Source organism: Nocardia farcinica (assembly GCF_001182745.1).
Classification (GTDB): Bacteria; Actinomycetota; Actinomycetes; order Mycobacteriales; family Mycobacteriaceae; genus Nocardia; species Nocardia farcinica.
Genome location: NZ_LN868939.1, coordinates 2,098,861 through 2,110,878 on the forward strand (window position 1 = coordinate 2,098,861; position 12,018 = coordinate 2,110,878).

At 70.7% G+C, this 12,018-nt stretch carries 12 protein-coding genes; 6 read left to right on the forward strand and 6 right to left on the reverse strand.

All coding sequences use genetic code 11. The annotated features are described in order from the left end of the window. Positions 1–214: 214 nt before the first annotated feature. Entirely contained in the window at positions 215–1,840 is a 1,626-nt protein-coding gene (locus AMO33_RS26405; RefSeq protein ID WP_170916158.1) for an acyl-CoA synthetase, read from the reverse strand. 190 nt (positions 1,841–2,030) lie between these two features. Continuing rightward, on the reverse strand, positions 2,031–2,690 hold the full coding sequence (locus tag AMO33_RS26410; protein WP_060594660.1) for a hypothetical protein: 660 nt from the start codon (positions 2,688–2,690) through the stop codon (positions 2,031–2,033). Positions 2,691–2,940: 250 nt separating this feature from the next. On the opposite strand from AMO33_RS26410, the gene AMO33_RS26415 reads away from it, so the two are divergent. Continuing rightward, the gene (locus AMO33_RS26415; protein WP_240327321.1) at positions 2,941–3,897 is read left to right on the forward strand and encodes an endonuclease/exonuclease/phosphatase family protein; all 957 of its coding nucleotides are present in this window, start codon (positions 2,941–2,943) and stop codon (positions 3,895–3,897) included. A 76-nt stretch (positions 3,898–3,973) separates the two neighbouring features. Here AMO33_RS26415 and AMO33_RS26420 read toward each other — a convergent pair whose 3' ends face one another. Further along, the gene (locus AMO33_RS26420) at positions 3,974–5,191 is read right to left on the reverse strand and encodes an acyl-CoA dehydrogenase family protein (RefSeq protein ID WP_060594662.1); all 1,218 of its coding nucleotides are present in this window, start codon (positions 5,189–5,191) and stop codon (positions 3,974–3,976) included. Positions 5,192–5,225: 34 nt separating this feature from the next. After that, positions 5,226–6,635, reverse strand: a complete 1,410-nt coding sequence (locus tag AMO33_RS26425) for an acyl-CoA dehydrogenase family protein (RefSeq protein ID WP_373368917.1) — start codon at positions 6,633–6,635, stop codon at positions 5,226–5,228. Positions 6,636–6,844: 209 nt separating this feature from the next. Between AMO33_RS26425 and AMO33_RS26430 the strand changes: the two genes are divergently transcribed. After that, positions 6,845–7,159: a hypothetical protein gene (locus AMO33_RS26430; RefSeq protein ID WP_139337532.1), complete on the forward strand. Its 315-nt coding sequence runs from the start codon at positions 6,845–6,847 to the stop codon at positions 7,157–7,159. Positions 7,160–7,234: 75 nt separating this feature from the next. Here the strand turns inward: AMO33_RS26430 and hisN are convergent, their stop codons facing one another. Then, positions 7,235–8,035: a histidinol-phosphatase gene (gene hisN, locus AMO33_RS26435; protein ID WP_060594664.1), complete on the reverse strand. Its 801-nt coding sequence runs from the start codon at positions 8,033–8,035 to the stop codon at positions 7,235–7,237. 7 nt (positions 8,036–8,042) lie between these two features. Then, a complete protein-coding gene (locus AMO33_RS26440; RefSeq protein ID WP_060594665.1) occupies positions 8,043–8,630 on the reverse strand; it encodes an NADPH-dependent FMN reductase in 588 nt (195 codons plus the stop codon). A gap of 148 nt (positions 8,631–8,778) precedes the next feature. Between AMO33_RS26440 and AMO33_RS26445 the strand changes: the two genes are divergently transcribed. From AMO33_RS26445 to AMO33_RS26460, 4 genes are all read left to right on the forward strand, one after another. After that, positions 8,779–9,636 carry a helix-turn-helix domain-containing protein gene (locus AMO33_RS26445; protein WP_060594666.1) on the forward strand — a complete coding sequence of 286 codons (858 nt, stop codon included), beginning with the start codon at positions 8,779–8,781 and terminating at the stop codon, positions 9,634–9,636. A gap of 42 nt (positions 9,637–9,678) precedes the next feature. Next, positions 9,679–10,797, forward strand: a complete 1,119-nt coding sequence (prfB, locus tag AMO33_RS26450; protein ID WP_011211023.1) for a peptide chain release factor 2 — start codon at positions 9,679–9,681, stop codon at positions 10,795–10,797. Between the two features lie 143 nt (positions 10,798–10,940). Further along, entirely contained in the window at positions 10,941–11,789 is an 849-nt protein-coding gene (locus AMO33_RS26455; protein ID WP_011211022.1) for a mechanosensitive ion channel family protein, read from the forward strand. Next, positions 11,776–11,994, forward strand: coding sequence for a hypothetical protein (locus AMO33_RS26460; protein ID WP_127516226.1), 219 nt, complete (start codon positions 11,776–11,778; stop codon positions 11,992–11,994). The genes AMO33_RS26455 and AMO33_RS26460 overlap by 14 nt, the downstream gene beginning before the upstream one ends. The last annotated feature ends 24 nt before the right edge of the window (positions 11,995–12,018 follow it).

The following is a 12,018-nucleotide window of genomic DNA, read 5'->3' on the forward strand; positions in this document are numbered from 1 at the left end:
AACCTTCCGCGGCCGCCCGGCGCAGGCCCGGACCGCCTCGTCGACATCCAGTGCTGCCTACCGTAGCAAGCATCTGTTACTCCGAGTGTCGTCTACCGCACCGCGGGTGTTCCGGCATTGTGAGAGGTCACGGCAGTGGCGGCGGCCGGGTTGTGAATCCCGGTTGTCCGCCCGATACCCGGTCGGCCACGCGGGTGGCCGACCGGGGCGAGGCTCAGGCCTTGACGTCGTAGTCCACCAGCACCCGCCGCAGCAGCTTGCCGGTGGCGTTGCGCGGCAGGTCGTCGAGGAAGACGACCTCGCGCGGCACCTTGTACCGGGCCAGGTTGTTCTTGACGTAGGCCTTGATCTCCTCGGCGTCGGGCTGCTTGCCCGGCTCGGGAACGACGAAGGCGCGCAGCCGCTTGCCGAATTCCACGTCGTCCACGCCGACCACGGCGGCGTCGAAGATGTCGTCGTGCTCGAGCAGCAGGTTCTCCACCTCCTGCGGGTAGACGTTCTCGCCGCCGGAGACGATCATGTCGTCGTCGCGGCCGTCGACCATGAGCAGGCCGTGCTCCTCGAAGTGGCCGACGTCGCCGCTGGACATGTAGCCGTCGATGATCTGCTTGTGCCTGCCGTCGGTGTAGCCCTCGAACGGCGCGCCGCTGCGCACGAAGATGCGGCCGGTGACGTTCTTCTCGTGGATCTGCTTGTCGTTGTCGTCGTAGAGCCGCACATCGCAGGTGATCGGCGGCCGGCCGACGGTGCCCGGCGCGACGGCGAGTTCCTCCGGCTTGGCGATGGTGGCGATGGCGACCTCGGTGGAGCCGTAGAGGTTGTAGACCACCGGGCCGAACACCTCGGCGGCCCGGATCGACAGTTCCGGCGAGAGCGCCGACCCGGCGAGCACGATCGACTCCAGCGAGGAGAGGTCGTACTTGGCACGCACCTCCTCGGGCAGCTCGACCATGCGGTGCAGCATGGTCGGCACGGCCACCAGCATGTTCGCCTTGTGGTCGGCGATCATCTTCAGCGTGGCCTCGGCGTCGAAGCGGCGCCGCATCACGATCTTGTTCGACAGCACGGTGCCCACCAGCCAGGTGCCCAGGCCGGTGCTGTGGAAGATCGGCGAGACGATCACCATGGTGCCGAACCGGCGGAACGGCATGCGATCGACGAACTGCGCGGTCGCGAACGGCGAGACCTTGGTGCGCGGCGCCCCCTTCGGCAGGCCGGTGGTACCGCTGGTGAGAATGATGAAGCCGCCCGGCTTGCTGGGCGCAGGCAGCGGCTCGGTGGAGTTCGCCGCGATCAGATCGTCGAAGGTCTGGGTGCCGGCGGGCACCTCGGTGCCCTCGTCCACCCAGGTGAGGTAGCGCGGCAGCTCCGGGGGCAGCGCGTCGAGCAGGCCGAGGAACTCGCTGTCGTGCAGCACCGCCTGCACCTTCTCGCGAGCGCACACCTCGGCGAACTGCGGCTTGGCGAAGCCGGTGTTCATCAGCGCGATCCGTACGCCGAGCTTGCCCGCGGCCACCTTCGCCATGATCAGGCCGCGGTGGTCGCGCGCCAGCGCGGCGATGACCATGCCCTCGGTGATGCCCGCCGCCTGCAGGCCGCGCGCGACGGCGGTGGACTGCTCGTCCAATTCCTTGTAGGTGAGCTCGCCGCGCTCGTCGACCAGCGCGGGATGGTCGGGCGCGACCCGGGCCGAGTGGCGGACCAGCGCCGCATGCGGGCCGTACTGACGGGTCTCGCGCATGTTGCGCAGTGTTTCTCCGGGATCGGAGAGGTCGACGACCCCGCTGGAGCGCAGCACTCCCAACGCCTTGATGGTTTCCAGCGCATGCGCCAGGTTCACCACGAACACCTCCACTGAACCGTCGCGTCGGCACTCGACCTAGCGATCTCGAACGGGCATGTGCTGGCTACCGTAGCAGTCCAGGGTGTGCGAGGTCACACCTTGAACCCGACAAAGCGGACGCGGCCGGAGCCGCCCGCACCGGACGGCCGTCCACACCCCGGGGTATGGACGGCCGTACTCGCGCGGATCAGTTGTAGAGCGCGCCCAGCGACGGGAAGTTGATGGTGCCCCGCAGGTATTGGAAGCCGTCGGGATGGGCCTCGCTGACCGGCACCGACCACCGGTGCCACAGCGTGCCGTAGACGGCGGCGACGATCATGCCCGGCCCGGGATCGAAGGCCCGCGACCGGATGGTGGTGTCGACCGGGACGTCGTTGTGCTCGATGAGCAGTTCGGTGCCGCTGCGCCCGTTGGACAGGTTGACCCAGACCGCCTCCAGCTTGGCGCCGGCCTGGTTCGGCGCGATCATGCCCGGACCGCCGAAGAAGCCGAGCCGGAACCCGTCGATGCCGAGCGCGATGCCCGAGCCGTACATGCCGGGCCCGTCACCGCGGCCGATGTCGGACTGGGCGGGGATCTGGAACACCTGGGCGGGCAGCGCGACGTCGCCGGCCGCGGCGACCGCGTCCGGCTCGGCCAGCAGCCGGTCCACCGCCGCCTCCGCCGCCGGATTGCCCGTGGCGGCGGCACGCAACTGCCGCAAGGCCTCCGGCACGTCCAGGGCCGCGGATGCGGGCGCGCCCGGCGCCGGGTCCGCCTCCGCGGCGGCCGGACCGGCGAACACCGCGACGGCCACGGCCGTCGCGACGACGGCGGTGAGATGACGGGTGAGCTTTCCTCGACGCATGAACCACTCTCCTCGCGAGTCGTTGGTGGAGCGGGATCGAGCGCTGTGCGTTGCGGCGCCGGAAACTCCTCGGCGCACGCACGTCCCGTCACCCGGTTGACGGGCTCGGGATGCCCCGACGATAACAAGTTCTGTTCGGAAACGCCCCGGTTCGCCGTCGAATCGGCAACGCGTCGACATCCCGGAGTCGCGCTGTGCCCGGGTACGCGGCGGCGCGGGCGGATCGGCACGATGTGCTTGTCTGTCCGGTGTGATCTCCAGAATTGTGCGCATCGGCGCCGACCTGCTCGGCGCGGCCGCGACACTGGCGGGCGTCGCGGGCATCGCGCTGCACTTCGGCCGGTGGTCGGCCCAGCTGCCGGTGCTCGCGGCCTCGGCCGCGCCGTATCTGATGGGGTCGGCGGTGATCGGCGCCGTGGCGTTCCTGTCCGTGCGGCGTTGGAGCGGTGCGGCGGTGTCCACGGTCGTCCTGATCGCGGGCGTGGCCGTGCAGGCGCCGCTGTACTTCTCGGCCCCCGGCTCCGCCGACGGCCCCGTGGTGCGGATGATGCAGGCCAACCTGCTGTTCGACGGCACCGACCCGCGGACATTCGTCGATCAGGTGCGCGCGCACGACATCGACGTGCTCACCGTCAACGAACTCACGCCGGCCGCCGTGGCGGGACTCGCGGCCGCGGGAATCGACGAGCTGCTCCCGCACCGGTACCTCGCCCCCGGTCGAACCGCGAGCGGCACCGGGATCTGGAGCCGCCACCCGCTGTCCGACACCGTCGAATACGACGGCTACGTGCTGAACCAACTGTCGGCGACGGCGCAGATCCCCGGCGCGGGCCCCGTCTCGGTCTACGCGATCCACCCCGTGCCGCCGATCTACGACACCGGGGTCTGGGCCGACGAATTGGCCCGCCTGCGCACGATCGTCGAGAACGCGCCCGCCGACCGCCCCGCCCTGGTCGGCGGCGACTTCAACGCCACCCACGACCACCGGCAATTCCGCGACTACCTGACCGGCCGCTTCGCCGACGCCGCCGACCAAGCGGGCGCCGGACACCTGGCCACCTACCCGACCGACAAATGGTGGCCCGCGGTCGTCGGCATCGACCACATCCTCGTCGCGGGCGGCACGGCGCTCACCGTCGAAGCCCTCGACCTACCCGGCTCCGACCACCGCGCCCTCGTCGCCGAGATCCGCCTCGACCCCCACTGAGGCGGAAACGACGAACCGGTGCGAGCCCACCCGACCCGCACCGGTCCCGTCGCCGTGTTTGCTACTTCAGCCCGGCCTACTTCAGTTCGGCGCTGGTCAGCCCGAGCACGCGGCGGGCGACGATCAGCTGCTGGATCTGCTGGGTGCCTTCGAAGATGTCGAGGATCTTCGAGTCGCGGCCCCACTTCTCGAGCAGGGTGTGCTCGGAGTAGCCGAGGGTGCCGGCGAGTTCGACGGCCTTGAGGGTGACGTCGGTGCCGGTGCGGCCCGCCTTGGCCTTGGACATCGAGGCTTCCAGCGAGTTCGGCTTCTTGTTGTCGGCCATCCACGCCGCGCGCAGCGCGAGCAGGTAGGCGGCCTCGTAATCGGCCTCCATGCGCAGGAATTCGGCGGCCGCGGCGTGCTGGTTCATCGCCGGGGTGTCGTAGGAGACCTCGATGCCCGCGGCGTCGAGCAGGCGGCGCAGTTCCTCGAGGGCGGCGCGGGCCACGCCCACCGCCATCGCGGCGACCAGCGGGCGGGTGTTGTCGAAGGTCTGCATGACCCCCGCGAAACCCTTCTCCACGTTGATCTCCGGGCTGCCCAGGATGTTGTCGGCCGGGATGCGGCAGTCCTGCAGCAGCAGCACGGCGGTGTCGGAGGCGCGGATGCCGAGCTTGTGCTCGAGCCGGGCCACCGACAGGCCGGGAGCGTCGCGGGGCACCACGAACGACTTGATCGCCGCGCGCCCGAGGCTCTTGTCCAGCGTCGCCCACACCACGATGTGGGTGGCGCGCTGGCCCGCGGTGACGAAGATCTTCTCGCCGTTGAGCACCCACTCGTCGCCGTCGCGCACCGCGGTGGTGCTCACGGCCGCGGAGTCGGAGCCGAAGGAGGGTTCGGTGATGGCCATCGCGGCCCACACCTTGCCGAAGCGCTTCAGCTGCTCGTCGGTGGCGACCGCGGCGATGGCGGCGTTGCCCAGGCCCTGGTAGGGGATGGACAGCATCAGGCCGACGTCACCCCAGGAGGTCTCCAGGGCGTTCAGCAGCGCGGACATGTTGCCGCCGTTGCTGTTGCCGAGCAGTTCGGTGGCGTGCTCGTCGTCGGAGCGGCCGCCGCTGGCGCCGCTGATCTTCTGGGTGCCCGAGTCGGCCAGGCCCTCCACCATGGCGGCCATGGTGTCCAGTTCGACCGGGTATTCGTGTTCGGCCAGGTCGTACTTGCGCGAGATCGGGCGGAAGATCTGCGCCGCGACCTGATGGGCCTGGTTGGCGCTGGCCCGCAGCTTCTTGGGGAGTTCGAGATTGATCATGGAAGGGGTCTCCTGAAGAAAGAAACGAGCCGGGTCAGATGAGGACGACGCCCTCGGCGACGCCGATCGCCCGCAGATCGCGGTACCAGCGCTCGACCGGGTGTTCCTTGGTGAAGCCGTGGCCGCCGAGCAGCTGCACGCCGTCCAGGCCGATCTGCATGCCCTTGTCGGTGGCGAGCTTGCGGGCCAGCGCGGCCTCGCGGCCGAAGGAGCGGCCCTGCTCGGCGCGGGCGGCGCCGCGCATCGTCACCAGGCGGATGCCGTCGAGTTCGATGGCGATGTTGGCGACCATGAACGCCACCGCCTGCCGGTGCGAGATCGGCTCGCCGAACGCTTCGCGCTCGTTGACGTAGGGGATCACGTAGTCCAGCACGGCCTGACCGGTGCCGACGGCCAGCGAGGCCCAGCCGAGGCGGGCCAGCCGGACGGCGTCGGCGTACTCCTCGGCGCGCGCGGCCGGGTCGCTGTCGCCCAGCACGGCCTCGGCGGAGACGGCCACGTTGTTCAGGATCAGCCTGCCGATGCCCGCCGCGCGCAGACCCATGCTCGGGTCGGCCTCCACGACCAGGCCCTGCGCGTCGGACTCGACGATGAACAGCGCGGGGCGCCCGTCGAGTTCGGCGGCGACCAGGAACAGTTCGGCGTCGGCGGCCGCGGGCACCAGGCTCTTGACGCCGTTGAGGCGGTAGCCGCTGGGGGAGCGGGTGGCCTTGGTCTGCAGCGCGAACGGGTCGAACAGCGGGCGCGGCTCGGCGATCACCACGGAGGCCTGCGGCACGTTCTCCCCGGCGAAGGCGGGCAGGTAGGTGCGCTGCTGGGCGTCGGTGCCCCACTGCGCGAGCGCGACCGCGACACCGCTGGGGGCCAGGATCGGCAGCGCCAGGCCCATGTCACCGTGCGCGAGGGCCTCGGCGACCAGCGAGTTGGTCACCGCGCCGCGCTCGGTGGCCACACCGTCGAGCTCCTCGGGCACGTTGATGACGGTGATGCCCAGTTCGGCGGCGCGGGCGACCAGGTCGGCGGGGGCCTTGGCCTCGGCGTCGGCGCCTGCCGCGGCGGGCCGCAGGATCTCGGCGGCGAACTCCTTGACCGTCTCGACGATCATCTGCTGATCGTCGGTGGGGGTGAGGTCGAACAGGTCCTTGTTCTTGGACTCGTTGTCCGGCAGCCGCTTCGGCGCCCCGTTGCCCGCCACCTTGTTGAAGGCCCTGGTCGCCGCGCCGAGGGTGCGGAAGCCGGTCTTGGTGCCTTCGTAGGTGACGCGCTCGATGGGCTTGCGCAGGTTGTACTTCTCGACGAGGTCGGAGCCGGTGATCGTCGTCATGACCCGCATGGCCGCGCCCATCCAGTCCCGCTTGGGCTGGTTCAGGCCGACGGCGGAGTCGTCGCTGCGTCCGGCGGCGGGACGTCGCTTCGTCGCGCTGTCTCGAGTGCTCATCATCACCTGGTTTCTGCTGGGGTGGGGTGAGGTCAGGTCGTCGCTATCTTACTCCTGAGTAAGACCCACCTTACTCCAGAGTAAGAAGGGCGTCGAGTCGTCCCCGGCAAGTGTGACGGCGTCCCGGTGGATTCTTTCTGAAACAAAGGCACTTCAGAAGCTGCCGGATTCGGCTACCGTGTCGGCACCTGTCCCCCGAAACGGAGGTCTTGACCATGAAACGTGTTGTGCTGGCGGCCGGTATCGCCCTGGCCGCCGGAATCGTGTGCGCGCCCGCGCATGCCGAGCCGGGCCTACCGCTGGTGCCCGCCGACGTCGACGTGGACCCGGGCGGTCCGCAGGTCGACTTCGGGTCCGGCGGACCCATCTTCGATCTGGGCTCGGGCGAGGGCGGCGCGGGTGTCGACCTCGGTTCGGGCGAGGCGCAGTTCCCGCCGACCGGTTCCGGCGGGTCCGGCTCGGCCTCGGGCTCGGGCGCCAGCGGCTCGAGCGCGGGCTCGGTACAGCTGCCGACCGGTTCGGCGGGCTGACCGGTCGCGCCGCGGCGCCGGTCGGGGGCGCCGCGACACCCGGGCGAGCCGTCGATGGGGGCGGTTCGCCCGGGGTCAGTCCCGGGAGAGCCGGGAGAGCACGGCCTCGTGCAGCAGGCCGTTGGTGGCCACCGCGTCACCACCGTGCGGGCCGGGCTGCCCGGACAACGCGGTGAAGCGGCCGCCCGCCTCGCGGACCAGGATGTCGAGGGCGGCCAGATCCCACAGCGAGACCTCCGGCTCGGTGGCGATGTCCACCGCGCCCTCGGCGAGCAGGCAGTAACTGAAGAAGTCGCCGTAGCCGCGCACCCGCCACACCGCGTCGGTGAGGTCGAGGAACCGCTCGCGCAGGCCGCGCTCGCGCCAGCCCGACAGACTGGAGAAAGCCAGGCTGGCCGCGTCCAGCTCGCCGACCGCCGAGACGGTGATCGGTCGCGGCGCGCCCGGGTGGAAGCTCGTCCACGCCCCCGACCCGCTCGCCGCCCACCAGCGCCGGGCGAGCGCGGGCGCGCTGACCACGCCCACCACGGGCACGCCGTCCTCGAGCAGGGCGATCAGGCTCGCCCAGATCGGCACGCCGCGCACGAAATTCTTGGTGCCGTCGATCGGGTCGATCACCCACTGCCTGCCGCGGAACTCCGCGTCGCCGCCGAACTCCTCGCCGAGGACCGCGTCGTCGGGGCGTGCGTGCGCGAGCAGGCGCCGGATGGACTCCTCCACGGCCAGGTCCGCGTCGGAGACCGGGGTGAGGTCGGGCTTGGCGTCGACCTTCAGGTCGATGGCGCCGAAGCGCGCCTTGGTGATGGCGTCGGCCTCGTCGGCGAGCCGCAGCGCGAGTTCCAGATCGGAGGAGTGAGCAGCCACGGCCGCCAACATTATCCGGTCACGCCACCGCCGCCGCCCGCGCCCGCACCAGCGCGCTCGCCCACCAGTGCAACTGATCGAACATGGCCTTCGCCGCGGCCGCGGGCTCCTCGGGGTCGCGCAACCCGCCCTGCTCGTCGAAGAGCAGGTAGTACCGCGGGAACGCGACGTAGTTGCGCACCGTGTGCGCGTTCAACTCGGTGAACACCTGGCGCAGGTGTTCGATGGCCAGCAGGCCACCGCTGGCGCCGCTGTAGCCGACGAAACCGATCGCCTTGGCGTCCCACTGGGTGAAATGCCAGTCGATGGCGGCCTTCAGTGCCGCCGGGTAGCTGCGGTTGTAGTCGGGCGTGACGATCACGAAGGCGTCCGCCGCCGCCAACCGCTCGCTCAGCTCCCGCATGCCCGCCGGGCGGGGCGGATCGGGTTCGAGGGCGGGTGGGGTCGCCGGCAGCGCGTGCGGCAACTCCATCTCCGCCAGATCGATCACGTCCACCTCGAAGCGGCCGTCCGCGACCGCCTGCTCGGCCGTCCATGCGGCGACGGTCGGGCCGAACCGGCCTTCCCGGACGCTGCCGATGATCACCGCGAGCCTCAATGCCGACATCTCGTGTTCCTTCCCCTGTCGCGCGGTCGCGCCGGTCGCGTCCGCCGCTGTCGAGACTGCCGACGGCGGCGCCGACCAGGGAGACCGCGGTCAGGGTGGTAGTACGAGGGCCACCCTTCCGGCGCCGCGCGCTTGTACCGTTCCAGGGGTGAGCGACAACGAGTTGGGTCTGTTCCTGCGGTCCCGGCGCGAAGCCGTCGAGCCCGCCCGGGTCGGCCTGCCCGCGGGCCCGCGGCGCCGCACCCCCGGCCTGCGGCGTGCCGAACTGGCGACGCTGGCCGGGGTGAGCGTGGAATACCTCACCCGGCTCGAACAGGGCCGCGACCGCAGGCCCTCGCCCGCGGTGCTGTCGGCGCTGTCGGACGCCCTGCGGCTGACCCCGAACGAGCGGGTGCACCTGTATCGCCTCACGAAGGCGAGCGACCCGGGCTTCACCTGCACGGGGCAGCAGCCGGCCGCCCGCGAGGTGCGTCCCACCGTGCGCGCCCTGCTCGACCACCTCGATCCGGCCGCCGCGGCGCTGTTCGACCAGACCGGCGTCGTGGTCGCCGCCACCACGGCCTACCGCAGGCTGATGGCGCCGACCGGGCTGTTCGACCCCGACAACGACGGCCACCTCGCCTGGTACGTCTTCGCCGATCCGCGAGCCCGCGAGCTCTACCCCGACTGGTCGCACGTCGCCGATCAATGGGTCGCCACCCTCAAGCAGGGGCCCTTCCGCGCCGATCCGGCCCTGGCCGCGCTGGCCGACCAGCTCACCGTGGTGGCGGGCGCGGAGTTCACCGACCGGGTGGCGTCGGTGCCCGGCCTGCCCGCCGCGAGCGGCGTGATGCGGATGAACCATCCCGAGGTCGGCGCGTTGCGGCTGGCCTACGAGACACTCGACCTCTCCGCCGACGACGCGCAACGGCTGGTCGTGCACCTGCCCGCGGACGAGGCCACCGCCGCGGCCCTGGACACCCTGGCCGGGCGGCGTCCCGGTGGCCTGCGCGCGGTCTCCGGGTGAGCGGTTTCACCGGCTCGCGGGGGACCGGTAGCCTTGGAGATCGTGCATCCTGACGTTTCCGCTGATCTCGCCGAACTCGACGCCACCCTCAAGACGGTCGAGTCGGTCCTCGACATCGAGGAACTGCGCCGCCGCATCGATGAGCTCGAACACCAGGCCGCGGACCCGGACCTGTGGAACGACCAGGACCATGCCCAGCGCGTGACCAGCGAACTCTCCCACGCGCAGGGCGAGTTGCGCCGGGTCGAGGATCTGCGCAGGCGGCTCGAGGACCTGCCGGTGCTCTACGAACTCGCCGAGGGCGAGGAGGGCGAGGCCAGGACGGCCGCGCTCGAGGAGGCCGACGCCGAGCGCGCCGCGCTGCACAGCGACGTGGAGGCGATGGAGGTCCGCACCCTGCTCTCGGGCGAGTACGACAAGCGCGAGGCGCTGGTCAACATCCGTTCCGGCGCCGGTGGCGTGGACGCCGCGGACTGGGCCGAGATGCTGATGCGCATGTACATCCGCTGGGCCGACCGGCACGGCTACCCGGTGGAGGTCTACGACACCTCCTACGCCGAGGAGGCCGGGATCAAGAGCGCCACCTTCGCGGTGAAGACCCCCTACGCCTACGGCACCCTCTCGGTCGAGATGGGCACCCACCGGCTGGTGCGGATCAGCCCGTTCGACAACCAGGGCCGCAGGCAGACCTCCTTCGCCGAGGTCGAGGTCCTGCCGGTGGTGGAGACCACCGACCACATCGAGGTGCCCGAGACCGAGATCCGCGTCGACGTCTACCGTTCGTCGGGTCCGGGCGGCCAGTCGGTCAACACCACCGACTCCGCGGTGCGCATCACCCACATCCCCACCGGCATCGTCGTGACCTGCCAGAACGAGAAATCGCAGCTGCAGAACAAGATCTCGGCCATGCGCGTGCTGCAGGCCAAGCTGCTCGAACGCAAGCGGCAGGAGGAGCGCGCCGAGATGGACGCCCTCAAGACCAACGAGGGCGCGTCCTGGGGCAACCAGATGCGGTCGTACGTGCTGCACCCGTACCAGATGGTCAAGGACCTGCGCACCAACTACGAGGTGAACAATCCCTCGGCCGTGCTCAATGGTGACATCGACGGCTTCATCGAGAGCGGCATCCGCTGGCGCATGCGCGAGAGTCAAGCGAGTTAGCCTGCGGCGGAGCGGCTTTCGATCGACGGGTGGATGATGTCGGTGACCTCGGATGCCCGCGTGGACGAGTCGCCGCGGCGCGAGCGGGGTAGCCTGTCTGGCGTGTTTGTTCCGGATGGTGTGACGCGGCAGCGAGGGGCGCGGTGACGGCGCTCGCCTCGGCCGCCGAGAACACGGCCTGGTTGCGTTCCAACGGCCTCGAGATCGTGCTGCTGATCCTCGGCGCGATGCTGTTCAGCCGGTTCGCGACGTACGTACGCGACCGGATCACCGCGAAGATCGACGCCGGGTTCCGCGGCGGCGACGCCCTGGTGCGCACCGAGGCCGCCAAGCACCGGCACGCGCTGGCGCAGGTGCTCACCTGGGTGGTGCTCACCATCGCCTACGTGCTGGTGGGCATGGAGGTGCTGCAGCGCCTCGGCTTCCAGGTGACCGGCCTGGTCGCGCCCGCGGCCGTGCTCGGCGCCGCGCTCGGCTTCGGCGCGCAGCGCATCGTGCAGGACATCCTCGCCGGGTTCTTCCTCATCACCGAGCGCCAGTACGGCTTCGGCGATGTGGTCCGGATCGCGGTCACCGGCTCGGCCGAGATGGCCGAGGGCACGGTCGAGGACGTGACCCTGCGCATCACCACGCTGCGCAACGCCGACGGCGAGGTGATCACCGTGCCGAACGGGCAGATCGTGAAAGTGACCAACCTGTCCAAGGATTGGGCGCGCGCCGCGATCGACGTGCCGGTGGCCGCCAGCGCCGACATCACCCGGGTGAACGAGATCCTGCACAAGGTAGGCGCCGAGGCCTTCCGTGATCCGCGACTCGAGCCGCTGCTGCTCGACGAGCCGACGGTGATGGGTTTGGACGACCTCTCGGTGGATCAGATGAACATCAGGATGGTCGCGCGCACATTGCCGGGCAAGCAGTTCGAGGTCGGCCGCGAGCTGCGGGTCCGGGTGGCCTCGGCACTGCGCCGGGAGGGAATCAGTGAAACTGCGTAAGAAGACCGAGCTTTTGGACGTGAAGCCCCGCAAGTCGACCGCGATCCTGGTCGCGGCCTGGATCGCGACCTTCGTGCTGTACGTGTTCGTCAAGCCGGACCAGCAGGTCGCGACCAAGATCTCCCCGATCAGCGGCACCACCCCGGCCGTGGTGAACAACAACACGGTGCCCGCCTCGGCGAACACCGGGCAATCGGGCCCGTAGCGGCCGCGGGGCCCGGTCGGCCGC

Bases quoted from the DNA above. Each gene is read 5' to 3' on its own strand.
- AMO33_RS26410 (WP_060594660.1), bottom strand. From the start codon at position 2,690: ATGCGTCGAGGAAAGCTCACCCGTCATCTCACCGCCGTCGTCGCGACG.
- AMO33_RS26420 (WP_060594662.1), bottom strand. From the start codon at position 5,191: ATGATCAATCTCGAACTCCCCAAGAAGCTGCGGGCCAGCGCCAACCAG.
- AMO33_RS26430 (WP_139337532.1), top strand. From the start codon at position 6,845: ATGAAACGTGTTGTGCTGGCGGCCGGTATCGCCCTGGCCGCCGGAATC.
- hisN (WP_060594664.1), bottom strand. From the start codon at position 8,035: ATGTTGGCGGCCGTGGCTGCTCACTCCTCCGATCTGGAACTCGCGCTG.
- AMO33_RS26440 (WP_060594665.1), bottom strand. From the start codon at position 8,630: ATGTCGGCATTGAGGCTCGCGGTGATCATCGGCAGCGTCCGGGAAGGC.